Origin of the sequence: Burkholderia sp. 4M9327F10, from assembly GCF_005503145.1 — a bacterium.
Classification (GTDB): domain Bacteria; phylum Pseudomonadota; class Gammaproteobacteria; order Burkholderiales; family Burkholderiaceae; genus Paraburkholderia.
Genome location: NZ_SCNV01000067.1, coordinates 1 through 23,537, shown reverse-complemented (window position 1 = coordinate 23,537; position 23,537 = coordinate 1). Strand labels below are relative to the sequence as shown.

The following is a 23,537-nucleotide window of genomic DNA, read 5'->3' as shown; positions in this document are numbered from 1 at the left end:
TGCGGCCGCTTGTCTTTGAGGGGCGCGGTGTGACCCCAGGTCCTGTTCGCGTCCGCAGACTTCCGTACGCGGCGCCTAAGCTCAGCGCGCCAGCGCGAGGCGCCGCATCAGCCAGCCGCCGAACACGTTCACCGCGAGGCCAGCCATCACGAGCGCGGCGCCCGCGATCTGCGGTGAGGTCAACTGCTCGTCCAGAAGAAGCGCGGCGGACGCGAGGCCGATAATCGGCACGAGCAGCGAAAACGGGGCCACCTGGCTTGCCGGGTAGCGCGAGAGCAGGCGGCTCCACAGGCTGTAGCCCAGCAGCGTCGCGATAAAGGCGAGATACACGACCGCGAAGACCGAGGCGGCGCCGATACCCGACAGCGCAGCGGCGATCCGTTGCGGACCTTCGAACGCGTAGGAGAGCGCAAAGAACGGCAAAGGCGGAATCAGGCTTCCCCACACCACCAGTCCCACCAGGTCGACCTTGCCGACCTTCTTGGTGACAATGTTGCCGAGCGCCCACGAGCCGGCCGCGCATAGTGTGAGCACAAAGCCGGCGAGCGTCATGGCATGACCGCCCTGCATGCCGATTACGGCGAGACCGCCGGACGCGATGGCGAGGCCGATGACGTTAGGCGCGCGGAACCGCTCGTGCAGAAACAGTGCAGCGAAGATCAGCGTAAAGAAAGCCTGCGCCTGCAGCACCAGCGAGGCGAGCCCCGCCGGCATGCCGACATACATGGCGGAAAAGAGAAACGCGAACTGGCCGAACGAGATGGTCGCGCCGTAGGCGAGGAGCCAGCGCCACGGCATCTGCGGACGTTTGACAAAAAACACCGCGGGCACCGCGGCAAGGGTGAAGCGCAGCGCCCCGAGCAGCATCGGCGGAACGCCGTGCAGGCCCACCTTGATCACCACGAAGTTGACGCCCCAGGCGATCACCACCACCAGCGCCAGCAGCAAGTCCTTCGGCGCCATGGCCGTCTCCTTGGTTCTTTTCGGAAGACCGACAGTTTAGCGGAGCCAGTGGCCCAATAGCCCACGCTGGGGTAAGGGCTTCAGGCGTTGAGCCAGTTTTCGATTCTCACGCCCGGATAGGCGACGAAATCCCGTTCGTTGTTGGTCACCAGCACCACGTCCATTGATAAGGCATGCGCCGCAATCAGCTTGTCGAGCTGGTCCTGCTTGCGCTCACGGGTAGCCTCCCGAATTGGCCCATAGGCGCTTGCCGCGGCGCTGTCGAACGGCTGCACCGGAATGTCTTCGATCAGGGCAGCGAGATTTCGCCGCTCACGCGCACGGTTCGCCGAGACGGTCACGCCAAATTCCAGCTCGGCATACGTAATCGCCGACATCACCACATCGCCGACAAAACACTCGGCAAAACGCTCGGCGACCTGCTCCGGCTGGTTCTTCATCAGGTAGAGGCACATGTTGGTGTCGAGCATGTAACGCGGCATTACAGATCCTCGCGCTCGGCCTGCTCATGGTCACCGCGCCCATCCACCATGAAATCCGGCCCGAATTTCGCGAATTTTTTCAACACGCCCGCTAGCGGACGCCGCATTGGACGGATGTGCAGTTCGTCGCCGACACGCTCGATCTCGACCTCGAGATCGCTACGCTCGTAAGCCAGTTCAGCAGGAATGCGCACGGCCTGCGAATTGCCATTCCTGAAGACTTTGGTCGTATGCATATTGAACTCCCAACTACGGATGTACATGGATGTACTATAGGCTTCGAAGCCGGCAATGTAAATACATGTGTGTACATAGTGCATCTGTCCTCCCAAACAGCATCATCCCCCGCACACCAGTAGAATGACCGCATCCTCCACCCACCCTGAGCCTGCCCCATGTCCTCCTCGATCAAAGCAGTCCTCAAGCCCCACCTGCGCGATGTCGGCAACCTGACGGTACGCCGCGTGCTGCCGGCGATGGCCGCGCGCCTGATCGGGCCGTTCATCTTCTTCGACCACATGGGCCCCGCCACGCTCGCGCCGGGCGTCGGCCTCGACGTGCGGCCGCATCCGCATATCGGCCTCGCCACCGTCACCTATCTGTTCGAAGGGGCCATCATGCATCGCGACAGCATCGGCTCGGAGCAGAAAATCGTCCCCGGCGACGTCAACTGGATGACCGCCGGCCGCGGCATCGTCCATTCGGAACGCACGCCCGCCGAGGACCGCGCCCAAGGCCAGACCATGCACGGCATCCAGACCTGGGTCGCGCTGCCGCTCGACCACGAAGAGGTCGAGCCGTCCTTCGAGCACCACCCCGCCGCCACGCTGCCGGAAATCGAACGCAACGGCGTCAGGCTGCGCGTCATCGCCGGCACGGCGTTCGGCGAGACCTCGCCGGTGACGACCTTCTCGGGCACGCTGTATGTGGCCGCCTATTTCACGCCGGGCGGCGCGTTCGCACTTGAGCCGGAGCACGAGGAGCGCGGCGTCTATCTGGTGGACGGCGATCTGGAGATCGACGGCGCGCCGCTCGAAGTCGGCCAGATGGCCGTGCTGGCGCTCGACGAAACGGTCACGCTCGCCAGCAGCAACGGCGCCACCGTGATGGTGCTCGGCGGCGAAAAACTGGACGGCGAACGCTTTATCGAATGGAATTTCGTCGCCAGTTCGCGTGAGAAAATCGAGCAGGCGAAGCTCGCATGGACCCACCAGGAAATGGGCCAGGTGCCCGGTGAGACGGAGTGGATTCCGCTGCCCGAACGCAAGGCGCATTAAGCACGCCCGGCGCATCGCGCGCCCAGCACGCTCTGAATCTGCGGCGGGCAGACATTGAACCCGCGGCATTCGCCCCCATATACAGGCACGAACCGTTATACCGACGAGGATGCAATGGAAACAACCCTGGCCACTTTCGAGAAGGATGTCATCACCGCCTCGACGCTTGCCCCCGTGCTGGTCGACTTCTGGGCGCCGTGGTGCGGCCCGTGCAAGACGCTCGGCCCGATGCTGGAGAAACTCGAGGCCGAGTACGCCGGCAAGTGGAAACTCGTGAAGGTGAACGTCGACGAAAACCAGGAACTGGCGGCGCATTTTCAGGTGCGCAGCATTCCGCATGTCATGGCATTTGCTGATGGACGCCCCGTCGACCAGTTCGTCGGCGTGCTGCCGGAGGGTCAGTTGCGCGAGTTCCTTGACCGGCTGGTGCCGCAGGGCGCCGACGCCGCGCGCGCCGAAGCGCAGGTGGCGATTGCCGAGGGCCGCCGCGAAGACGCGTACGACGCACTCAAAGCCGCCCTCGCGTATGACCCGGGCTACGACGACGCGCGCCTCGATCTGATCGAGCTTCTGCTGGAAGACAATCACATCGACGAAGCGCGCAACCAGGTGGATCTGCTGGCGCCGAAAACCACGCAAGGCATCGACGCCCGCTTCAACGCGATCAAGACGCGCCTCGACGCCCTGGACGCGGTGGCTGACCTGCCGCCCACCGACGCGCTGGAAGCCCGCGTGGCTGCCGAGCCCGGCGACCTGGAAGCGCGTTTCGACCTCGCGAGCGCCCTGATCGCCCGCCGCAACTACGCCGGGGCGCTAGAGCATCTGCTCGCCATCGTGCAGCGCGACCGCACGTTCCGCGACGACATCGGCCGCAAGACGATGCTGTCCGTATTCGATCTGGCGGCGCACCAGCCGGAAATCGTCTCGCAATGGCGGCGCAAGCTGAGCGCAGCGCTGTTCTGATCTGACGGGGCCGGCTTAGCCCGGCCTCCCGCCTAAGTTGCCGCGCCCTGCCCCAGCGCGCGCAGCACATGCGCAGCCGCGGCGAAGCCAAAGCTCGCCGTCACGCATACGCTAGAGCCAAATCCCGCGCAGTTCAGCCCGACCGGACCGGCCGGCGTGGACGGCAGCGGCGTCGCCAGTTCCTCGGTTTGCTCATCGGCGCCGGCCGGCACCGCCGCTTCGGGATAGATCAGCGGCTCGTCCGAATACACCGCACTCACCTTGAATTTCGCCTTCGGTCCGCGCGGAAAACCGTGCTGCTTGCGCAGTTGCGCACGCACTTTCGAAAGCAGCGGGTCCTGAATCGTCAGCGCCAGATCGTCGATACGGATGCGCGTCGGGTCGAGCTGGCCGCCCGCACCGCCCACCGTGATCAACCGCTGCCCCTGCTCGACACACCATGCAATCAGCGCGGTCTTGGTGCGCACGCTGTCAATCGCATCGACCACGTAGTCGAAACCGCCGCCCAGCAGCGCCGCAAAATTGTCCGGCTCGATGAAGTCCTCGACGAGGCGCACCTTGCATAGCGGATTGATCTGCCTGATCCGCTCAGCCATCGCTTCGACTTTCGGCTTGCCGTAGTTGCCGTCGAGCGCATGGATCTGCCGGTTGGTGTTGCTCTCCGCCACGTTATCCAGATCGATCAGGGTCAGAGAACCCACCGCGCTGCGCGCCAACGCCTCCGCCACCCACGAGCCCACCCCGCCGATGCCGATCACCGCGACGCTCGCGCGCTCGAACGCCGCCAGCGCCGGTGCGCCATACAGCCGGGCAATGCCGCCAAAACGCCGCGCATGGTCGGCGGCTTCAAAGCCGCCGGGGCTGGTAGTAAGATCGGAAACAACGGCAGGACTAGGCGTCGACATGGTCTGGGGCTCGTCGGGGACGGACATGGAAGCAAACAAAAAAGCGGCGAAATGAGCGCCGGAAAGCGCATGAGCCAACCGACACAACAGCACATCAGTCAGCAAACCGAAAAGCAGACAAAAGCTGTCGAAGCGCAAGCAAACGGCACCCGGCCACACAGGCGAGAAACACACGCCGGCGCGAATCCGCTATTTTGCCTGAACGCGTCATAACCGACGCTCACGTCCTGCCTGCGAGGCGCCCTGCCCATTGTCGCGGCGCACGCAGGAAATTCCTACCTTAGCTATACTGGCCTAACTGAAGCGTCTGCATAAGAACATGACCTCACTCGCCGAACTTCGAAAAAACTATTCGCTGGGTTCACTGGATGTCGCGGATGTCGACCCGAACCCGTTTCGCCAATTCGACACATGGTTTGCCCAGGCCGTCGAGGCGAAACTGCCCGAGCCGAATACCATGACGCTCGCGACGGTCGATTCGCGCGGCCGCCCCTCGGCCCGGATCGTGCTCATCAAGGGCGTCGACGAACGCGGCTTTGTGTTCTTCACCAACTACGATAGCCGCAAGGGCCGCGAGCTCGCGGACAATCCGCACGCGAGCCTGCTGTTCTACTGGATCGAACTGGAGCGCCAGGTGCGCATTGAAGGCGCGGTCGTGAAAACGAGCCCGGCCGAAAGCGACCAGTACTTCCACTCGCGTCCGCTCGGTTCGCGGATCGGCGCGTGGGCGTCGGAGCAGAGTCAGGTGATCGAAAACCGCGCGGTGCTGGAAGCGCGCGAGAAGCAAATCAGCGCGCAATACGGCGAGCATCCGCCGCGGCCACCGCACTGGGGCGGCTACCGGCTCGCGCCGGACGCCATAGAATTCTGGCAAGGCAGGCCGTCGCGCCTGCACGACCGGCTGCTCTACACGCGTGCGGCAGAAGGCGGCGAGTGGCAGATCGCCCGGCTGTCGCCCTGAAACTCAATCAACGCCGGCGCGCCCGATCTGCCGTAGAAGTAGCGCGCGCACCGGCAGGATTGCGCGGCCATCGAGGCCTGGGAATCGGGCCACGGCACGTAGCAACCTGAAGAGCTTTGCTTTGTATTTCATCGGACACGGAGAAATCACATGTTCTGGGAGAAAAAGCTGGCGCAGTGGGTGGAAGACGTAAAAACCAAGGCGAACCTGCCAGCACGCCTTGTGCTTTGGGATGGCCAGCAACATGACTTCGGGCAGTTTGCCGCGCCTCAGGTCACGTTGCATGTGAAGAGCGCGACCGCGTTGCCGTATCTGCTCGAGCCCAGCCTCGACAATCTCGGCGAAGCGTACGTCAAAGGCAAGATCGACATCGAAGGCAAGCTGTCGGACATCATCAACATCGGCTACTCGCTGGCGCGCAGCACCGTCACCAGTGCGAGCAAGCTGGCGCGCGTGCGGCGCTACTTCAATCACTCGAAATCGTCGGACAAGAAGGCCATCCAGTATCACTACGACGTCTCCAACGAGTTCTACAAGCTGTGGCTCGACGAGAACATGGTGTACTCGTGTGCGTACTTCGAAAACGGCGATGAAGATCTCGCCACGGCGCAGATCAAGAAGATCGACCACATCCTCACCAAGATCCAGTTGCAGCCCGGTCAGCGTCTGCTCGACATCGGCTGCGGCTGGGGCGCGCTCGTCCTGAGGGCGGCGTCGAAATTCGGTGCGAAGTGTCTGGGCGTCACGTTGTCGCAGAACCAGTTCGATCTGGCGACTGCGCGCGTCAAGGCCGCCGGTCTCGAAGACAAGATCGAGATCCGTCTGCAGGACTACCGCGACGTGGAAGGCCAGTTCGACCGCATCACGAGTGTGGGCATGTTCGAGCACGTCGGCCGCAAGAATCTGCCGGGCTATTTCCAAAAAATCCACGATCTGCTGGTGGACGACGGCATTGCGATGAATCACGGCATCACGTCGAGCGATTCGGACAGCGGCGAAACGGCGCTTGGCGGCGGCGAGTTCATTGACCGTTACGTGTTCCCGGACGGCGAACTGCCGCATATCAGTCTCGCACTCGAATCGATGCAGCGCGGCGGCCTCGAAGCGGTTGACGTCGAAAGCCTGCGCCGTCACTATGCGCACACGCTCGATATCTGGGCGGAAAATTTCGAAACCCACGCGGAAGAGGCGCACAAGCTCGTCGACGACGAAAAATTCCGCATCTGGCGCGTGTATCTGGCCGGCTGCGCGTATGCGTTCGAGAACGACGACGTGTCGATCTACCAGGTGGTGTGCCGCAAGAGCGGCCGCAGCGCAAAGACCTTGCCGTGGTCGCGGCGATACATGTACGACAAACCGCTGTGAGGCGGTTGCGCCGGAGCACAGCACCGCCGCGCAGCCGCTCCGGCGCAACCTTTGACAGCAAGACCGGAAATCGATGGACGAAGGCGGAGCACGCGAATTTCCGTCAGTGACGCATGCGGCAACGGGCACTGACGCTTACGGAGAGAAGACCACGCCGGAGGCCGACGCCGGGCAACTGGATCTGTTCGGCATGCCGGTCGAGGCGAGCGTGCTTGCGCCCGCCTCTCAAGCTGCGCCGGGTAGCAACTCAGGCAGCAATTCAGGCAGCAACTCAGGCATTGCTTCGGGCACGAACCGGACGCGCCAGGCACGCAATGCGTTCGCCGCCTCGCTGTGGGAAGAGGAAGACGAGCCCGAGGCCACCGAAGCCGAGACGGAACCGGAAGCCAAAACCAACGCCGAATCGCGCGAAGCGCCCACCGCCGCCCCCAAAAAGCGCCGCGCCCGCGAAGTGCTGGCGGCCGAACCCTCTGCCGAGATACTGGAAATCGCCGCCGGGTTGCCGCCGCAGATTCACCTGGGCACCTCGACGTGGTCGTTTCCGGGCTGGAAGGGGATTGTCTACGGCGACGACTACAGCAACAGCAAACTGTCGCGCGACGGCCTCAGCGCCTACGGCCTGCATCCGCTGCTGCGCACGGTCAGCATCGACCGCTCGTTCTATGCGCCGCTCACGGTTACCGACTACCTGCGCTACGCGCAGCAGGTGCCGGAACACTTCCGCTTCATCATCAAGGCGCCCGCTCTCGTCACGGACGCCACGGTGCGCGCCGAGCGCGGCGAACCGGTCTCGCTCAACCCGTGCTTCCTGAACGCCCAACTGGCCGCCGACGAGTTCGTGCGGCCATGTCTCGACGGCCTCGGCGCCAAGGCCGGCGCGCTGGTGTTCCAGTTCTCGCCGCTGCCCGATCAGATGCTGGCCGACCCGGCGGGCTTTATCGAGCAACTCGCGGCCTTCCTTGCGGCGCTGCCGCCCTTGCCCGAAGGCACGCGCTACGCGGTCGAGATTCGCGACGCCTGCCTGCTGACGCCGCGCTTCATCCGCACGCTGAAAGCGGCTGGGGTGCGGTATTGCGTGGGGATTCATGCGCGCATGCCGGAGCCGCTGCGCCAGGCGGCCGCGCTCGCGCTGCTCGACGGCGAGCCGGCCGGCCCGCTGATCGTGCGCTGGAGCCTGCACGGCGGCTTCAAGTACGAACAGGCGAAGGCCAAGTACGAGCCGTTCGACCGGCTGGTCGACGAAGATCCGGCCACGCGCACGGCGCTGGCCGAACTGGCCGCCCGTTATGCGATCGCCGGGCAGCCGGTGGTGATTGCGGTGAACAACAAGGCGGAAGGATCGGCGCCGCTGACCTGTGTGAAACTGGCGCGGGCGATTATCGAAGCCTACGTGCGTCTGAAGGACGAAAGCGCAGGCGGCGGCGCGCACGCTGCACCGGCGCACGAGCCGGCATAGACACAGTTTGCGCCGTGCGGCCCCCACAGTCAGGGGCGCGCAGCCGCCCCCGCCGTTATGCTTAGTCCGCCTTCACCCGATGCGCGAACTTCTGGCGAAACTTCGCGACCTTCGGCGCCACCACGAACGAGCAATAGCCCTGATTCGGGTGCTGCGCAAAATAGTTCTGATGATAAGCCTCGGCCGGCCAGTAGTTGCCGTCGAGCGGCAGCACCTGGGTGACGATCTGCCCGTCGTAGATGCCTTCGGCGGCAATCTCGCGGATCGCCTGCAGCGCCGTCTCGCGTTGCGCTTCCGAATGCGTGAAGATCACCGAGCGGTATTGCGTGCCGACGTCGTTGCCCTGGCGGTTAAGCTGGGTCGGATCGTGGATCGCGAAGAAAATGTCGAGAATTTCGCGGTAGCTGATGCGCGCCGGATCGAAGTCGACCTTCACGACTTCCGCGTGGCCGGTGTTGCCGTCGCACACCTGCTCATAGGTCGGCCGCTCCGCGTGGCCGCCGGCGTAGCCGGACTCCACGGCATTGACGCCGTCGACGCTGAGAAACACTGCTTCGAGACACCAGAAACATCCGCCACCGAGGGTGGCGACTTCACCTGTCTGACTCATGCTGCATGCTCCTAGTTGATTGCCACCCGCGTTCGGGCCGGGCCACGTTGGCCGGGCCACGCTCAACCGGCCACGCCGGTCGCAGCGGCTAGCGGTACCGATAGCGGCCAAGGTTCGCGGCCAGTTCGTCCGCGATTCCGTTAAAATTGGGGCAAATCGCCGATTTTCTACATGACTTTCGATTCAATCCATTCCCTTCGCGCACGACCCGCGGCCGCCCGGCCTGCCCAGTGGACCCGCGTCCAATGAAGCGCGCCACGCCACCCAATTTCGACCAGGTCGCCTTCAAGAAGGCGCTGGGCCAGTTTGCCACCGGCGTCACGGTTATTACGACCCGGGCGGAATCGGGACAGTTGATCGGGATCACCGCCAGCTCGTTCAATTCGGTATCGCTCGCGCCGCCGCTCGTACTGTGGAGCCTCGCGACCCGCTCGGCGTCGATGCCGGTGTTCCAGGCGAACAGTCATTATGTGGTCAACGTGCTCGCCGCGTCGCAACTCGATCTGTGCAAGCGCTTTGCCACCGTCAAAGGCGACCGCTTCGAAGGCGTCTCGCACGCCGCGGGCGACTCGGGCATGCCGGTGCTCGACGGCGCGCTGGCGTGGTTCGAATGCCACAACCGCAGCCGCTATGAAGAAGGCGACCACGTCATTTTTGTGGGCGAAGTCGAACGCTGCGGCATCCGCGAGGACGCGGGCGAGGTCGCGCCGCTGGTGTTTCAGAACGGGCAGTTCCACGGCCTGAAGCCGCTCTAGGCGGCCGCAGCCAACCCTTTCTCCGCCTTTCCCGTCAGTCGCCCGCCGTCACGCTGGTTCTGGCCATCGCCCCGGGCACCAGCGCCACCGGCACGCCCGAATCCTCCTTGAGCGTCTGCAGGACGATGTTCGAGCGGATATCCATCACGCCGGGCGCCTTGTAGAGCCGCTGCAGCACGAAATCCGAATAGTGCTTCAGGTTGTGCGCCAGCACCCGCAGCAGGTAGTGGGTTTCGCCCGTCACGACGAAAGCCCCGACCACCTCCGGCCAGTCCCGCAACGCCTCGGCGAAGCGCTCGTGCCAGTTTTGCTGGTCGTTGCGCATCGACACCTGCACAAACGCCTCCAGTTCGAAGCCCAGCACCTCGCGGTTCAGGCACGCCCGGTAACGTTCGATAACCCCCTGCTCTTCCAGCAGCCGCAGCCTGCGCAAACAGGCCGAGGGCGAGAGCGAGATCCGCTCCGCCAGGTCGAGATTGCTGATCCTTCCCTCTTGCTGAAGCACCGTCAAGATACGGCAATCGGTGGCGTCGAGCGAGATCGCGTTCATATTCGGTCTCCCTTTCCTATTTAAATCAAATTATGTTCCAAGGGAGCCCAAAAAACGAGATTTTTTCGCAAGCACATTTCGCGAAGCCCCGCCTATCATTCCTGCCATAGACTGCAAGGCACATCGGAGACATGACTACATTCTGGGACATCACCCCCGCCATTGACGCCGCAACGCCCGTCTGGCCGGGCGATACGCCGGTCACGATCGAGCGGGTCTGGCGCATGGAGGCCGGCTCGCCGGTCAACGTCGCCCGGCTCACGCTCTCGCCGCACACCGGCGCACACACCGATGCGCCGCTCCACTACGACGCCGAGGGCGCCGCCATCGGCGCGGTACCGCTCGACGCCTATCTGGGCCGCTGCCGTGTGATCCACTGCATCGGCGCCACGCCGCTCGTCACCCCCGGGCACGTGCGCGGCGCGCTCGACCGCCTGCCGCCGCGCGTGCTGCTGCGCACGTACCGGCATGCGCCCACTACGGCGTGGGACAGCGGGTTCTGCGCGGTCGCACCCGAGACGATCGACCTGCTGGCGGCGCACGGGGCCAGGCTGATCGGCATCGACACGCCGTCGCTGGACCCGCAGGAATCGAAGACCATGGACGCTCATCACCGCATCCGCGCGCACCGGATGGCGATTCTCGAAGGCATTGTGCTGGATGACGTGGCGCCCGGCGACTACGAGCTGATCGCGCTGCCGCTCAAATTCGCCACGCTCGATGCGAGCCCGGTGCGCGCCGTGTTGCGCGCCCTGCCCGCCGCCGACCTCACCTGATCCCGCTGATTTTTTACTCTGGACCACCATGAAAAACCGTGACGAAGCCGTAGCGCTCGACCGCGCCGACCCGCTGGGTCCGCTGCGCGAGCAGTTCGCGCTGCCAGCGAACACCATCTATCTCGACGGCAACTCGCTCGGCGTGCCGCCTTCGGCGGCTGCGCAGCGCGCGCACTCCGTGATCGCCGCCGAGTGGGGCGAAGGACTGATCCGTAGCTGGAACAGCGCGGGCTGGTTCGCGCTGCCGCGGCGCCTCGGCAACAAGCTCGCGCCGCTGATCGGCGCGGCGCACAACGAGGTGGTGGTCACCGATACGATTTCGATCAACCTGTTCAAGCTGCTCTCGGCCGCCGTGCGCGTCGCCAACGAACGCGATCCGAAGCGGCGCGTGATCGTCTCCGAGCGTTCGAATTTCCCGTCCGACCTGTATATCGCCCAAGGTCTGATCGAGCAGCTCGACCGCGGTTACGAGTTGCGCCTCGTCGACGACCCTGCCGAACTGCCGGCGGCAATCGGCGCCGATACCGCGATTGCGATGATCACGCACGTGAACTACCGCACCGGCTACATGCACGACATGGCCGCGCTGACGAAGCTGATTCACGACAAGGGCGCGCTTGCGCTGTGGGACCTCGCGCATTCGGCGGGCGCAGTGCCGGTGGACCTGAACGGCGTCGGCGCTGACTATGCGGTGGGCTGTACCTACAAGTATCTGAACGGCGGCCCTGGTTCGCCGGCCTTCGTATGGGTGCCGCACCGCCATCAGAATGCGTTTGCGCAACCGCTATCGGGCTGGTGGGGCCACCGCGCGCCGTTCGAGATGAACCCGGTCTACAAACCGGACGACGGCGTGGGGCGCTTCTTGTGCGGCACGCAGCCGATGGTGTCGATGGCGCTCGTCGAATGCGGGCTGGATGTGTTTCTGCAAACCGATATGCAGGCGATCCGCCGCAAGTCGCTGGCGCTGACCGATCTGTTCATCCAGTTGGTCGAAGCGCGCTGCGCCGAGTTTCCGCTCACGCTTGTCACGCCGCGCGACCACGCGCAGCGCGGCTCGCATGCGAGCTTCGAACATCCGCACGGTTATGAAGTCATGCAGGCGCTGATCGCGCGCGGCGCGATCGGCGATTATCGCGAGCCGCGTGTATTGCGCTTCGGCTTTACGCCGCTGTACACGCGCTTTGTCGATGTGTGGGACGCCGTCGAAACGCTGCATGAGGTACTCGCCACCGAGGCCTGGCGTGCGCCTGAATTTGCCGCTCGCGGTGCGGTGACCTGAGGAGCGCGCGATGACCGACTCTATCCAGACGCCGGGGATTCCCGGTTCGCCGGAAGCATCCGGTGCGGCGCCGATTCAAGGTGGATGCCCCTTTGGCCACGGCAGCGGCGCTGCGGCGGCTCACGCGGCCTCGGCACCGCAAGCACCGCAAGCACCATACGCGCCGGCGGCGGCCGGCGATGGCGACAGCGATGGCTGGCACAACGCCCAGCTCGATTTTTCGAAGTCGATGAGCTATGGGGATTACCTGTCGCTGGGGTCGATCCTCTCCGCCCAGCATCCGCTCTCGCCCGATCACAACGAGATGCTGTTCATCATCCAGCATCAAACGAGCGAACTGTGGATGAAGCTCGCGTTGTACGAACTGCGTGCCGCGCTCGATGCGGTGCATCGGGACAACTTGCCGCCCGCCTTCAAGATGCTGGCTCGGGTCTCGCGCATCATGGAGCAACTGGTGCAGGCGTGGAATGTGCTGTCGACAATGACGCCTTCCGAATACACCGCGATGCGGCCGTATCTGGGCAGCTCGTCCGGGTTTCAATCGCATCAGTACCGGCAGATCGAGTTCCTGCTGGGCAACAAGAATGAGCTGATGCTAAAGCCGCATGCGCATCGGTCCGACATACTTGCCGAAGTCAAGGCTACGCTGGAAGCGCCTTCGTTCTATGACGAAGTGATCCGGTTGCTGTCGCGGCGCGGCTTCGCGATTGCGCCTGAGCGGCTAGAGCGCGACTGGACGCAGCCGACTACGCACGACGCGTCGGTGGAAGCGGCATGGCTCGAGGTTTATCGCAATCCGTCACAGCATTGGGAGCTGTATGAGATGGCCGAGGAACTGGTCGATCTCGAAGATGCGTTCAGGCAATGGCGCTTTCGGCATGTGACGACGGTTGAGCGGATTATCGGCTTCAAGCAGGGGACTGGTGGCACGAGTGGGGCGGTGTATCTGCGCAAGATGCTGGATGTGGTGCTGTTTCCGGAGTTGTGGCATGTGAGGACGATGCTTTAGTCCACCCACCCGATAATCGCACCCAGTCTCAAATACGGCGCGCGTGTTGCTCAGCGCGCCGTATACCCCCCATCAATCGGCAACGCCACCCCGCTAATCATCGCCGCCGCATCGCTCAACAAAAACACAATCGGTTCCGCCACCTCACGCGGTTCCGCAAACCGCCGCAACGGAATCCCCTGCAACGCTGGCCCGCGTTTAGCCGGATCGCTCCATGCCTGCACGGCCATCGGCGTGAGCGTCACCGTCGGATTCACGCTGTTCACGCGAATCCCATGCGGCCCGAGTTCAATGCACAACGCCCGCGTGATCGCATCCATCGCCGCCTTCGATGCGGAGTAACTAAGGTGATCGTCGAGCGCAACAAGCGCCGCCTGGCTCGACACGTTGACGATACTGCCCTGCCGCTTGCCGTCGATCATCCCACGCGCCACATGCCGCGCCACCAGCGCCGCACCGCGCGCGTTCACCGCCATCACGTGATCGAAACTCGCTGCGCTCGTATCGACCGCCCGTTCGAGCAGCGCAATACCCGCGCAATTCACCAGACCATCGAATGCATCGAGACCGGCGAGGGCATCGTCAATCGCGACCGGATCTCCGACATCGAGCACCAGCGGCTCGCAGCCAGTCTCCTCCGCGAGGCGCGCCAGTTCGTTGACGTTACGCGCCGCCGCCACAACGCTTGCGCCGCTCTCGCACAGCAACTCGACGGTAGCGCGGCCGATACCGCTCGACGCGCCCGTCACCAGCACCGAGCGCCCGGAAAAATCGAAGGTCGTTTTCATGTGGGTTGCAGCCGGTGCATGACCGGTTTCAAGGCAGGGTACAAATCAGTGTAGACGCCAAAGCGCTCGGCATACAAAGCGACACGCTGGGGGGCCGGCCGGGCCCGCTCGATGAGCGTGACCCATCCGCCTTGCGCCGCCTCGTGCGACACCAGCTTGACGCCCACCGCCGCCAGCAGCGCGGCCCCCATTGCGGCCTCCACTTCCTGCTCGATGGTGAAGACGGTATAGCCGGTGATGTCGGCAATGATCTGCATCCACAGGTCGGAATGCGCTGCGCCACCTACGACGATCAGCTTGTCGTCGAGCGACTGCGCGCCTTTGCGTCCCGCTTCGATATTGTGCTTGAGCGCAAACGACACGCCTTCCAGCACGGCACGATACAAATGCGCCCGCGTATGAAACAGGCTCAGGCCGACAAACGCGCCGCTCGCCTTCGCATCCCATACGGGACTGCGCTCGCCCATCAGATAAGGCAGAAACAGCACGCCGTCCGAACCCGCGGGAATCTTTTCGGCGGCCTCTTCGAGCAGCTTATGCGGATCGCCGTGCGGCGACGAACGCGCCGCTTCGGTTTCGGCATGGCAGAACTGCTCGCGATACCACGTGACCGATGCGCCCGCCGTAATCGCGCCGCCGAAGATGTAGATATCGTGCTGGCCGTTGAACACGTGCGGCATGCTGATCAGGCCATGGTGCGCATCGACGTTCTGGTTGATGTAGCCCCAGCACATGCTGGTGCCGATCATGGCAACATGCTGGCCGGCGCGCGTGACGCCCGCTGCAAAGGTCGCCATGGCCGCATCGACTCCGCCCGCGACCACAGGTGTGCCGGCCTTCAGGCCGAGCTGATCGGTCCATTGCGAGAGCAGGCTGCCCACCACTTCGGATGAGTCGACGAGCCGCTCCGGCATCATGGTGGCCGGAATGCCGAGCATGTCGAGCGCCTCGTCCGACCAGTCGCGCCGCGCAATATCGTAGACGCCGCCGATGTTGCCCGCCGAACTGTGATCCACTGCGACTTCGCCCGTCAGCAGGTAGATCAGGTAAGCATTGGGCGGCAGGAAGTAGCGCGTCTTCGACCACACATCCGGCTCGTGCTCACGCAGCCACAGCATTTTCGTATAGCCGTAATAGCTGTCCACGCCGTTGCCGGTAATCGCGTAGAGACGTTCGAGGTCGACATGCTTGCGCACCCATTCGACCTGATCGGTCGCGCGGCGGTCCATCCAGATCAGGCAGGGATAAAGCGGGCGGATTTCGCTGTCGACCGGAATGCCCGAGCCGCCGTACAGGCTGCTCACGCAAACGGCCTTGATCGACGCGGCGGCTACGCCTTTCGCCTTGGCCTGTTCGACGCAGCGCGCAATGCAGAGCACCACCGCCTTCAGCCACACCGCCGGCCACTGCTCGGCCCAGAGCGGCTTCGGGGTATCCGGCTGGTAGCTGCTCGCGTGCTGCGCGACGATCGCGCCGTGCTGATCGACCAGCAGCGCTTTCGTGCTCTGGGTGCCGATATCGACGCCGATAACGTAATCCATACTGTCTCCGTTCTTGTGCCGCCTGTTGCGTGCGCTTATGTCCGCACGAGCGCGCCAGAGTGCACTGGCGGGTGCTCCGGCGCTGCGCCCGGGCATCGGGTCAGGCGCGCGGCTTCATCAGCACCTTGATCGAATCGAGCGAGTTCGCGATCTTGATCGCCTCGTCCCATTCTTCGAGCGAAAAGCCGTGCGTCACAATGCCCTTCGACGTCACCAGCCCGCGCGCCAGCAGATCGATAGCAATCGGGTAGCAGTACGGTCCCAGATGCGCGCCGCGCACGTCGAGTTCCTTGCGGTCGCCGATCACCGACCAGTCCATTGTAGTCTCGCTGCCGAACACTGAAAACTCGACGAAGCGTCCGAGCTTGCGAATCAGGTCCATGCCCTGAGTGACCCCTGCCGGCACACCGGTGGTTTCGATGTAGACATCGCAACCATAACCCTGCGTCAACGACTGGATAATCACCAGCGCATCGTCCTGCTTCGGATTGATGGTGACGTCCGCGCCATACTCGCGGGCGAGCGCAAGACGCTCTTCCACCAGGTCGATCACCACGAGTTTCTTCGGCGTCTTCAGATGCGCGACCTGCGTCATCATCAGGCCGAGCGGTCCCGCGCCCGCGATGACGACCACATCGTCGAGCTGCAGATCGCCGCGGTTGACCGTATGAATCGCGCAGGCGAGCGGCTCGATGATTGCCGCGTCTTCCAGCGAGATGCCATCAGGAATCTTGTGCACGATCGCGGTCGGCGGGATGCGCATGTACTCGGCCATGCCGCCGTCCGCGACCTCGCGCTGAAAGCCGAAGATGTTATGCACTTCGCACATCCAGTACTGGCCGGATTTGCAATAGCGGCATTTGCCGCACGGCACGATCTGTTCCGCGATCACGCGGTCGCCCACCTTCACGTCGAAATGTTCGGCCGCGTCCTCGCCCAGTTCCTCGACAAAGCCGAAGAACTCATGCCCCGGAATCACCGGCGCTTTCACCCAGGGGCTGGGACCACCCCAGAACATCTTGGCGCCGGAGTGGCACTTGCAGTCGCTCGCGCAAATGCCGCACGCCGCGATGCGGATCACCAGTTCATGCGCGCGTGCCCTGGGTTTGGCTACCCGTTCGACGCGATAATCTTTAGGTGCATGACAGACGATGGCTGTCATGTTCTGCGTATTGTCTTGAGTCGTCATTGCCTTGTCCTGCGAGAAAGGAAAATCAATCGGTCGAAGCGGGAGATCACTTGCGGCGATCGCGGCTGATATAAATCGCGAGCAGGATGATTCCGCCCTTGATCACGTTCTGCACATACGGGTTCACGCCGACCATGTTCAGGCCGTTGTTCAGCACACCGAGCAGCAGCGCGCCGATCAACGTGCCGATGATCGAGCCGCGTCCGCCGGAAATCGATGTGCCACCCATCACCACCGCGGCAATCGCATCGAGTTCGAAGCCGATGCCGGCGTTCGGCTGACCGCTCATCAGGCGCGCGGTCAGCACGATGGAAGCGAAGGCGGAGGTCAGCCCCGCCAGCATGTAGACGATCAGCTTCACGCGCGCCACGCGCACACCGGAGAGCCGCGTGGCCTGCTCATTGCCGCCGATCGCATAGACGTAGCGGCCAAACGGCATGCGTTCGAGCAGCACCCACGCAATCGCGTAGATCACCAGCATGATGACGACCGGCGCCTGCACGCCCAGCACCTTGCCGCTACCGAAGAAGCCGACCCAGTCGGGCAGGCCGTCGATCGGATAGCCGCCCGTGTAGATCAGCGCGAGGCCGCGTGCAATGCCCATGGTCGCTAGTGTGACGATGATCGGCGGCATACCGGCATAAGCGACGAAAAAACCGTTCGCCGCGCCGAAGCCGAGGCCCACCGCAATGCCCACCACCAGCGCCGCCACCGCATTCATCCCTGCAACCATCAGGCCCGCTGCGAGCGTGCCCGAGAGCGCCATCACGGACCCCACCGAGAGGTCGATGCCGCCCGTCAGGATCACGCAGGTCATGCCGACCGCGATGATGGCGTTGATCGACACCTGGCGCAGTACGTTCTCGATATTCGCCGCCGACAGAAAGCTGTTGCTCGCGAACACCATAACGAGGCACACCACCAGCAGACCGATGAACGGATAGAACACCGTCGAGCGTTTCAGGACGGCCCACGAGAGACGAACCGGCGCACCGGCCGTGTTGCCGCCAACGGCGGATGTCTTGGGCGATGAAGAAGGATTAGGCGTGTTCATGGCTTGCTCCACGAGAAGAGCCGGCTGTGGCATAGGTCATCACGGCGTTCGAGTCGATCTCGTCGCCTTCGAGGATCGCTTCGATGCGGCCTTGACGAAACACGGCCACGCGGTCGCACATGCCGACCACTTCCGGCAACTCGGACGAGATCATGATGATCGAGTAACCGCGCGCAGTGAGTTCGCGCATCAGCAGGTAGATCTCCGCTTTCGCGCCGACGTCGATGCCGCGCGTCGGTTCGTCGAAGATCAGGATGTTGGTGTGATGGTTGAGCCAGCGCGCAATCACCACTTTCTGCTGATTGCCGCCAGAGAGCGTGGCGACTTCGGTATGCATACCCGGCGCCTTGACGCCGACGCGCTTCATGATGTCGGCGGTGGCGCGCGCTTCGCTGCGCTGGTCGATAAAGAAGCGCAGCGAGCGGTATTTGCCTAGATTGTTGATCGAGATGTTCTGCTTGATCGAGAAGTCCGTAATGAGCCCTTCGGTCTTGCGGCTCTCCGGCAGGATGCCGACGCCGGCCCGCAAAGCGTCGGCCGGGTCCGACAGGTTAGCCACCACGCCATTGATGCGAATGTCCTTGACGTGGGCAGGATCCGCGCCGATCACCGCCAGCGCGGTTTCAGTGCGGCCGGAGCCGACCAGTCCGGCGAAGCCGAGAATCTCGCCTTCGTGCAGCGAGAAGCGATTCACCGGTCCGTCCTTTTGCAACTGCAATGCATTCACGTCGAGCACGACTTTCGCATCGCTGCGCAGCGGCGGCTTGGGCGGAAAACTGCTTTCGATGCGCCGCCCCACCATCATTTCGACGAGCCGCTCCACGTCGGTCTGCGCCACCTCCGTCATGCCAACGTATTGCCCGTCGCGCAGCACGGTAATGCGGTCGCACACTTCGAAGATCTCTTCGAGGTGGTGCGAGATGAAGATCATCGCCACGCCCTGCTGCTTCAGCTCACGCATGATCGCGAACAGATGCCCGGCTTCGGCAGGCGTGAGCGTCGCCGTCGGTTCGTCGAGGATCAGGATGCGCGCATCGAGCGAGAGCGCCTTGCCGATTTCCACGAACTGCTGCTGCGCGACCGACAACTCGCGGATCTGCACCGAGAGATCGATCGTCACGCCCAGCCGCGCAAAAATCTCCGCCGCGGCGCGCCGCATCCGTGCCCGGTCGAGCATGCCGACGCCATTGCGCAACTCGCGGCCAAGAAACATGTTCTCCACCGCGTTCAGGTATGGAATCAGGCTGAACTCCTGGAACACAATGCCCACGCCGGCGGCCACCGCATCGTGATAGCTGGCGAAGTGCCGCTCCTCGCCATCCAGCGTGATGGTCCCTTCGTCGGGCTGATAAATGCCGGACAAAATCTTCATCAAGGTTGACTTGCCCGCGCCGTTCTCGCCGAGCAGCGCATGAATCTCACCGCGCGCAATCTCGAGGTGAATGCCCTGCAGCGCCTTCACGCCAGGAAAGCTCTTGGTAATACGGTCAAGCTTGAGTATCGAGTCCATCGGGTCCTCCTTTGCTGCACGAGCGGCACGGCATGCTGCATGGGCGCGCCGCTCGCATACGGCTTACCAGCTAAAGCCCTTCGCGTTGCTCTTGTCGACCAGCTTCACGTCGACCGGGATGGCCTTCGGCACATTGGCGCCCCACTTCTTGGCGAGCGCAATGCCAAGCGCAGTGCGCACCTGGTCGGCCGGAAATTGCGCGGAGGTTTCGATGAACTTCGAGTTCGGCTTCTGGATCGCCGTAATCGCTTCAGGCGCGCCGTCCACGCTCGTCAGCTTGATGTCCTTGCCCGACGATTCGATGGCCGAGAGCGCGCCCATCGAGCCGCCGTCGTTCACGCTGAAAAGACCCTTGAGGTTGGGATGCGCCTCGATCATGTTCTCGGTGACGGTCAGGGCGGTGGCACGCTCCTGCTTGCCGTTTTGCGTATCGACGATCTTCACGTTCGGAAACTTGGCGAGCGCGGCCTTGCAGCCGCGCACGCGCTCCAGGATCGGCACCACCGGAATGCCGTCGAGAATCGCCACTTCACCGCTGCCGCCAATCGACTTGGCGAGGTAATCGCAGGACATCTGACCGGCGTCGAAATTCTTCGAGCCGACGAACGAATCGACCGGACCGTTCGCGTTCGCATCCACGGCAACCACCACCACGCCAGCCTTCTTGGCCGAGACCACTGCCGACTGGATGCCGGTCGAATCCGTCGGGTTCACCAGCAGGATGTCGATCTTCTTCTGCAGCATGTCTTCGACGTCGCTCACCTGCTTGCTCACGTCATGGTGCGCGTCGGTGACCACCACATCCGCGCCGATCGATGCCGCCGCATCGTTGAGCGCCTTTTGCATTGTCACGAAGTACGGATTGTTCAGTTCCTGAAACGTCATGCCGATCTTCAGCGGCGCAGCATGGGCAGCGCTCGCGCCGACGAGCGACATGCCAAGCGCGAGCGCCGCGCACATCGCCGACAGGCGCGCACGATGCGCGATGGAATTGAACGGAAGCTGCTTCAGCGTGGTTTGCGTCATGGCTGTCTCCAGATTTTGAGGATGAGTACATCCCTCGCGCGGTCTTGAGCCACGCGATGAGTGTTGAAACACGGGTGAGGTGAGGCGTTACGTCGGTGGATAGGCGGCCGGGGCGGTCCGCGTGTGGCTATGGGTCTGGACGGCCGGCACGATTGCCGGCGCATTGGCGATGCCGGCGCCACGGGCGGCCGCTTCTTCGGAGGCGTCGCGGCTCGCGTCGTTCAACTGCTGGTAGCGGCGGAATTTCGAGGGCGCCATGCCCTTGGCGATCAGGAACTGCCGGTTGAAATTGGACAGGTTGTTGAAGCCGACCTTGTAGCAGATGTCGGTCACGCTCAACTCCGCGTCCATCAGCAACTGGCAGGCGAGATTGATGCGCATGCGGTTCACGTACTGCACGAACGGCATGCCGGTATGGCGGCGAAAATAGCGCGAGAACGCGCTGACGCTCTGGCCCGCCAGTTGGGCGAGATCCGACTCGCGCAACTCAGAGGACAGATTCTTGCCGATATACGACAGCGCATGATTGATGCGCGTCGCAGCGAACCCGGTCGGATCGGCCTGATACGCCGGACTCGCCAGCAGTTCGGTATCCTGAGCGCTCACCAGTGCTTCGAGCATCGACATAAACAGCACGATGCGCCGCAAGCCGCGCGCCTCCAGCAGTTCGAGAAAGAGCGGCCGGATCACCGCGCTGGTCTGCGCGCCAAACGACACGCCCCGCCGCGAGTCGGCCAGCAAGGCTTCCACCTGGCGCCACTCGGGAAAGCTCTCCATGCAATGCGCGACAAACTCCTGGCCGAACTGCACGACCAGATTGCGCTGCTCGATGGTCTCGCCCTCGGGCACGTCGCTCACCCAGTTGTGCGGCAGGTTCGGCCCCATCAGCACCAGATTGCCGGGCGCAAAGCTGCCGATGTGATCGCCGACGAACATCTTGCCCGTGGTCGCCACGATCAGATGGATTTCGTATTCGGGGTGAAAATGCCAGCGCACCGTACGGTACGGATAACCGTGGTACCACGCCTTGAACGATTCGTCGCGGCGCACAGCCACGAGTTCGAGATCGGGTTGCACGTGTCTTCCTCCATTGAAGCGGCCTGGCTGCAGCGCTGGTTTTGAGTGCACCGCCGGGCTTCGGTTTGTGTAGTGAAAGTTAACCCCCAAAGGCGCGGCGCACCACTAAAAATGAAACCGCGGACCGATACTTTTTTGCATTCGGGTTAGTCCGGACGCTTTGAAGGTCAAATTTGATGCAACGCAGCAGCCCCGCGAAGTCGCTCCACACAACGCAGCGCACTCCCTGCCCAGTCCGTACAAGGCCCGCCACGCGGCGCTGCGCCACAGATTGAGGCGTTTGCCGCCTTGACTTTCGATTCGCCGGGTACGATCATTCGCTCACATGCAGAGCAAATGCTCCGAATCAGAAAGCGCACGCCCAGACCGTGCGCGAAGCACTTCCAGGAGACGCACATGAGTAGCGGCCAAGGCGGCGTCGCGGACGCCCAGGTGATCTTGCACATAGGCGCAGGATCGTTTCATCGCGCCCATCAGGCGTGGTATCTGCACCGGTTGAACGAGCTACGCAAGGAAGGCGAAGCGCGCTGGTCGCTCACGGTGGGCAATATTCGCGGCGACATGAATCCCGTGCTCGACGCGCTCGCGGCGCAAGACGGCGTCTATACGCTCGAAACCGTGACGCCTGCCGGTGAGCGGGCGTATGAGACGGTGCGTTCAATCGAACGCGTCGTGCCGTGGTCCGAGAGCCTTGACGGCCTGATCGCAGCCGGCGCCGATCCAGCCTGCAAGATCATCGCGTTCACCGTGACCGAAGGCGGCTACTACCTCGACGAGCACGACCAGCTCGACACCTCCCTTGCCGATCTCGCCGCCGACCTCAAGGGCGCGCGCACCACCATCTACGGCGCGCTGGCGGCGATTCTCGAAGCGCGCATGCAGCGCAATGCCGGCCCGGTGACGCTGCAAAGCTGCGACAACCTGCGCAGCAACGGCGAACGCTTTCATGCGGGAATGAGCCAGTTTCTGGAGCAGCGCAACGCCAACGCGCTGCGCGCCTGGTTCGACGCCAACACGACCTCGCCGAGCTCGATGGTCGACCGTATCACGCCGCGGCCTACCCCCGACGTGCGCGAACGCGTGCTGGCCGCCACCGGTTTCGACGACGCGGTGCCGGTGATGGGCGAGGCGTTTATCCAATGGGTGATCGAAGACCGTTTCTGTGCCGGACGTCCGGCGTGGGAACGGGTCGGCGCGGAACTGGTCGAGTCGGTCGTGCCGTACGAAGAGGCCAAGATCCGCATCCTCAACGCCACCCATAGCTGCATCGCGTGGGCGGGGACGCTGGTGGGGCTGAACTACATCCACGAAGGCACGCACGACCCGGAAATCCGCCAGTTCGCCTTCGATTACGTCACCCAGGACGTGATCCCCTGCCTCACGCCGAGCCCGCTCGATCTGGCGCGCTACCGCGATATCGTGCTGGATCGCTTCGGCAATCCCCATATTCAGGACACCAACCAGCGCGTCGCAGCCGACGGCTTTTCGAAGATCCCCGGCTTCATTGCGCCGACACTCGCCGAATGCTTCGAGCGCGGCGTCGAGCCGGCCGCCACTGCGGTGCTGCCGGCGCTGTTCTTCCGCTTTCTCGAGCGCTGGCAGGCCGGCAAATTGCCGTATGCGTATCAAGATGGCGTGATGGACGAGCATGTGGCGCGCGGCTTCTTTGCCGCGCCCGATCCGCTGCAGGCGTTCTGCGCCGATCGGCTGCTGTGGGGCAGCATGGCGCAGACGCCGCATTTGGAGAAGGCGTTACGCGGTGCATTGGCCCGCGTGGATGCGTGGCTGGCCAGCCGCGCATGAGGTTTGGGGGGCGCGCCCACCGCGCCCCCTGCCTGCGCCCGCAGTTCGAATGGCGCCACGTGTCAGCGGGGCTGTCCCGCTGTTGCCCTGCTGTTGCCCTGCTGTTGCCCTGCTGTTGCCCTGCTGTTGCCCTGCTGTTGCCCTGCTGTTGCCCTGCTGTTGCCCTGCTGTTGCCCTGCTGTTGCCCTGCTGTTGCCC

The 23,537-nt window shown here is 63.8% G+C and carries 23 protein-coding genes; 10 read left to right on the top strand and 13 right to left on the bottom strand.

Annotation, left to right across the window (positions count from 1 at the left end; translation table 11 throughout):
• Positions 1–81: 81 nt before the first annotated feature.
• The 3 genes from FFS45_RS35535 to vapB all read right to left on the bottom strand — a co-directional run bounded on the left by FFS45_RS35535 (position 82) and on the right by vapB (position 1,681).
• Entirely contained in the window at positions 82–963 is an 882-nt protein-coding gene (locus FFS45_RS35535; protein WP_137959309.1) for an EamA family transporter, read from the bottom strand.
• Positions 964–1,043: 80 nt separating this feature from the next.
• Entirely contained in the window at positions 1,044–1,445 is a 402-nt protein-coding gene (locus FFS45_RS35530; RefSeq protein WP_137959308.1) for a type II toxin-antitoxin system VapC family toxin, read from the bottom strand.
• Positions 1,445–1,681: a type II toxin-antitoxin system VapB family antitoxin gene (gene vapB / locus FFS45_RS35525; protein WP_137959307.1), complete on the bottom strand. Its 237-nt coding sequence runs from the start codon at positions 1,679–1,681 to the stop codon at positions 1,445–1,447. Before vapB ends, FFS45_RS35530 begins: the two co-directional genes overlap by 1 nt.
• Positions 1,682–1,840: 159 nt before the next feature.
• Here vapB and FFS45_RS35520 point away from each other — a divergent pair, with 159 nt between their 5' ends.
• Both FFS45_RS35520 and trxA read left to right on the top strand, forming a co-directional pair.
• Positions 1,841–2,722, top strand: a complete 882-nt coding sequence (locus tag FFS45_RS35520) for a pirin family protein (RefSeq protein WP_137959306.1) — start codon at positions 1,841–1,843, stop codon at positions 2,720–2,722.
• 114 nt (positions 2,723–2,836) lie between these two features.
• On the top strand, positions 2,837–3,685 hold the full coding sequence (gene trxA, locus FFS45_RS35515) for a thioredoxin (RefSeq protein WP_137959305.1): 849 nt from the start codon (positions 2,837–2,839) through the stop codon (positions 3,683–3,685).
• A gap of 32 nt (positions 3,686–3,717) precedes the next feature.
• Here the strand turns inward: trxA and FFS45_RS35510 are convergent, their stop codons facing one another.
• Complete coding sequence (locus FFS45_RS35510) at positions 3,718–4,590, bottom strand: tRNA threonylcarbamoyladenosine dehydratase (protein WP_137959304.1); 873 nt, start codon at positions 4,588–4,590, stop codon at positions 3,718–3,720.
• A gap of 319 nt (positions 4,591–4,909) precedes the next feature.
• On the opposite strand from FFS45_RS35510, the gene pdxH reads away from it, so the two are divergent.
• The 3 genes from pdxH to FFS45_RS35495 all read left to right on the top strand — a co-directional run bounded on the left by pdxH (position 4,910) and on the right by FFS45_RS35495 (position 8,372).
• Positions 4,910–5,551: a pyridoxamine 5'-phosphate oxidase gene (gene pdxH / locus FFS45_RS35505; protein WP_137959303.1), complete on the top strand. Its 642-nt coding sequence runs from the start codon at positions 4,910–4,912 to the stop codon at positions 5,549–5,551.
• 150 nt (positions 5,552–5,701) lie between these two features.
• Positions 5,702–6,916 carry a cyclopropane-fatty-acyl-phospholipid synthase family protein gene (locus FFS45_RS35500; protein WP_137959302.1) on the top strand — a complete coding sequence of 405 codons (1,215 nt, stop codon included), beginning with the start codon at positions 5,702–5,704 and terminating at the stop codon, positions 6,914–6,916.
• Positions 6,917–7,106: 190 nt separating this feature from the next.
• The gene (locus tag FFS45_RS35495; RefSeq protein WP_137959327.1) at positions 7,107–8,372 is read left to right on the top strand and encodes a DUF72 domain-containing protein; all 1,266 of its coding nucleotides are present in this window, start codon (positions 7,107–7,109) and stop codon (positions 8,370–8,372) included.
• Between the two features lie 61 nt (positions 8,373–8,433).
• Here the strand turns inward: FFS45_RS35495 and msrA are convergent, their stop codons facing one another.
• Positions 8,434–8,982, bottom strand: a complete 549-nt coding sequence (gene msrA / locus FFS45_RS35490; protein ID WP_137959301.1) for a peptide-methionine (S)-S-oxide reductase MsrA — start codon at positions 8,980–8,982, stop codon at positions 8,434–8,436.
• 245 nt (positions 8,983–9,227) lie between these two features.
• Between msrA and FFS45_RS35485 the strand changes: the two genes are divergently transcribed.
• Positions 9,228–9,737: a flavin reductase family protein gene (locus FFS45_RS35485; RefSeq protein WP_137959300.1), complete on the top strand. Its 510-nt coding sequence runs from the start codon at positions 9,228–9,230 to the stop codon at positions 9,735–9,737.
• A gap of 34 nt (positions 9,738–9,771) precedes the next feature.
• Here FFS45_RS35485 and FFS45_RS35480 read toward each other — a convergent pair whose 3' ends face one another.
• Positions 9,772–10,287, bottom strand: coding sequence for an Lrp/AsnC family transcriptional regulator (locus FFS45_RS35480; RefSeq protein ID WP_137959299.1), 516 nt, complete (start codon positions 10,285–10,287; stop codon positions 9,772–9,774).
• Positions 10,288–10,418: 131 nt separating this feature from the next.
• Between FFS45_RS35480 and kynB the strand changes: the two genes are divergently transcribed.
• Genes kynB through kynA form a run of 3 tightly spaced genes read left to right on the top strand, consistent with a single transcriptional unit; the run spans position 10,419 to position 13,351 of the window.
• Positions 10,419–11,063, top strand: coding sequence for an arylformamidase (gene kynB / locus FFS45_RS35475; protein WP_137959298.1), 645 nt, complete (start codon positions 10,419–10,421; stop codon positions 11,061–11,063).
• Between the two features lie 28 nt (positions 11,064–11,091).
• Complete coding sequence (gene kynU, locus FFS45_RS35470) at positions 11,092–12,342, top strand: kynureninase (protein ID WP_137959297.1); 1,251 nt, start codon at positions 11,092–11,094, stop codon at positions 12,340–12,342.
• A gap of 10 nt (positions 12,343–12,352) precedes the next feature.
• Positions 12,353–13,351: a tryptophan 2,3-dioxygenase gene (gene kynA, locus FFS45_RS35465; RefSeq protein WP_137959296.1), complete on the top strand. Its 999-nt coding sequence runs from the start codon at positions 12,353–12,355 to the stop codon at positions 13,349–13,351.
• 50 nt (positions 13,352–13,401) lie between these two features.
• On the opposite strand, the gene FFS45_RS35460 is transcribed toward kynA, so the two are convergent.
• The 7 genes from FFS45_RS35460 to FFS45_RS35430 form a co-directional block, all read right to left on the bottom strand.
• Complete coding sequence (locus tag FFS45_RS35460; RefSeq protein ID WP_137959295.1) at positions 13,402–14,139, bottom strand: SDR family oxidoreductase; 738 nt, start codon at positions 14,137–14,139, stop codon at positions 13,402–13,404.
• The gene (locus FFS45_RS35455; protein ID WP_137959294.1) at positions 14,136–15,680 is read right to left on the bottom strand and encodes an FGGY-family carbohydrate kinase; all 1,545 of its coding nucleotides are present in this window, start codon (positions 15,678–15,680) and stop codon (positions 14,136–14,138) included. Before FFS45_RS35455 ends, FFS45_RS35460 begins: the two co-directional genes overlap by 4 nt.
• Before the next feature lie 100 nt (positions 15,681–15,780).
• Positions 15,781–16,869 carry an alcohol dehydrogenase catalytic domain-containing protein gene (locus tag FFS45_RS35450; RefSeq protein WP_137959293.1) on the bottom strand — a complete coding sequence of 363 codons (1,089 nt, stop codon included), beginning with the start codon at positions 16,867–16,869 and terminating at the stop codon, positions 15,781–15,783.
• A gap of 46 nt (positions 16,870–16,915) precedes the next feature.
• A complete protein-coding gene (locus FFS45_RS35445) occupies positions 16,916–17,923 on the bottom strand; it encodes an ABC transporter permease (protein ID WP_137959292.1) in 1,008 nt (335 codons plus the stop codon).
• Complete coding sequence (locus tag FFS45_RS35440; protein ID WP_137959291.1) at positions 17,910–19,433, bottom strand: sugar ABC transporter ATP-binding protein; 1,524 nt, start codon at positions 19,431–19,433, stop codon at positions 17,910–17,912. Before FFS45_RS35440 ends, FFS45_RS35445 begins: the two co-directional genes overlap by 14 nt.
• A 63-nt stretch (positions 19,434–19,496) precedes the next feature.
• Positions 19,497–20,459 carry a substrate-binding domain-containing protein gene (locus FFS45_RS35435; RefSeq protein WP_171029842.1) on the bottom strand — a complete coding sequence of 321 codons (963 nt, stop codon included), beginning with the start codon at positions 20,457–20,459 and terminating at the stop codon, positions 19,497–19,499.
• An 87-nt stretch (positions 20,460–20,546) separates the two neighbouring features.
• On the bottom strand, positions 20,547–21,536 hold the full coding sequence (locus FFS45_RS35430) for an AraC family transcriptional regulator (RefSeq protein WP_137959290.1): 990 nt from the start codon (positions 21,534–21,536) through the stop codon (positions 20,547–20,549).
• Positions 21,537–21,932: 396 nt separating this feature from the next.
• On the opposite strand from FFS45_RS35430, the gene dalD reads away from it, so the two are divergent.
• On the top strand, positions 21,933–23,339 hold the full coding sequence (gene dalD / locus FFS45_RS35425) for a D-arabinitol 4-dehydrogenase (protein ID WP_137959289.1): 1,407 nt from the start codon (positions 21,933–21,935) through the stop codon (positions 23,337–23,339).
• Positions 23,340–23,537 lie beyond the last annotated feature (198 nt).